The following is a 1,184-nucleotide window of genomic DNA, read 5'->3' as shown; positions in this document are numbered from 1 at the left end:
ATTTAAAATAAAGGTTATTAATTGGCGATTAATCAATAAAGCATCGTACCCTGCTACTGCGAAGCGGTTTAAAATTAAACACCCTTCAATAATCTGGCAGTGGGAACGGGCGCTAATGGAAGGTCGCCTTCAATCCAAACGAAAGCGGTACAGTGACATTAGAAAAGAAGATAAAGATAAATCTAAAGCTGAGTTATCTGAAGAAAACAGAATTTTACGTGTGAGGTTAGCCTACTTGGAAAAAGTGCAGGCCTTAATGCAGAAAAAACCGCAGTCAAAAACCAACAAAAAGCACAAATAATTTCTGAATTGAGGCAAGAACTTAACGAAACACTGACATTTATTTTACAAGTTGTAGAAATGTCCAGCAGTAGCTATCATGATGCTTTAAAACGTAAATATCGTGTGCGCTACTCGCAATCATTATTAGATGAAATTAGAGACATAAGGGATAATTTTCCTGACTACGGCTATCGACCTATTACTCAAGAATTGCACAAACGTGGCCTTATTGTGAACCATAAGCTCGTACTCAGAATAATGCATGAGAATAACCTGCTATGCCATGCATTTGATAAAAGAACGCGCAAATATAATTCATATCATGGCACTGTCGGAACTGTTGCCAAAAATGAACTAAATCGTAGATTTGACACTGATCGACCATATCAAAAGATTGTTACTGATGTGACTGAACTTAGATGGGGTGAACAAACCACAAATGAGCGTGCTTATTTCACTGCGTTTGTAGATCTATTTTCAAACGAAATCCTTTCATGGAACCTATCTTTAAGTCCTAATGTTGAGTTTGTCACCTCAGCCTTAGATGAATTAATTGCCTCAAGGCCCGCTTTACCGTATAGAATGTTTGTTCATTCGGACCAAGGATTCCAATACCAAAATTATGAATTTGTTAGCCGTCTAAAGAAGAATAAGGTTAAACAAAGCATGAGCCGTAAGGCCACATGTCTCGACAATGCTGTTATGGAAAGTGTTTTCCATATATTTAAGGTCGGTACCGTGCATAATAACCATTATTCGACTTATGGTGAGCTACAGCAGGCAGTAACTGAATATGTGAATTACTATAATAATAAAAGAATTAGAACAAAACTGGCCGGAAAAACTCCGGTTCAATACCGAAATCTTTCCGACCAGTTAGTTGCTTAAAATTTACTCCAATT

Annotated in this window: 2 pseudogenes; both read left to right on the top strand. The window is 37.2% G+C overall.

Annotated elements, in window-relative coordinates:
• Positions 1-301 (top strand): annotated as a pseudogene (locus FFM78_RS14070) (helix-turn-helix domain-containing protein); the annotation flags it as partial.
• Positions 295-1,170 (top strand): annotated as a pseudogene (locus tag FFM78_RS13645) (IS3 family transposase); the annotation flags it as partial. The pseudogenes FFM78_RS14070 and FFM78_RS13645, both read left to right, overlap by 7 nt.
• Positions 1,171-1,184 lie beyond the last annotated feature (14 nt).

The organism is Loigolactobacillus binensis, from assembly GCF_005405165.1.
GTDB lineage: Bacteria > Bacillota > Bacilli > Lactobacillales > Lactobacillaceae > Loigolactobacillus > Loigolactobacillus binensis.
The sequence above is the reverse complement of the archived record's forward strand: the minus strand, read 5'-3'. Positions and strand labels throughout refer to the sequence as shown.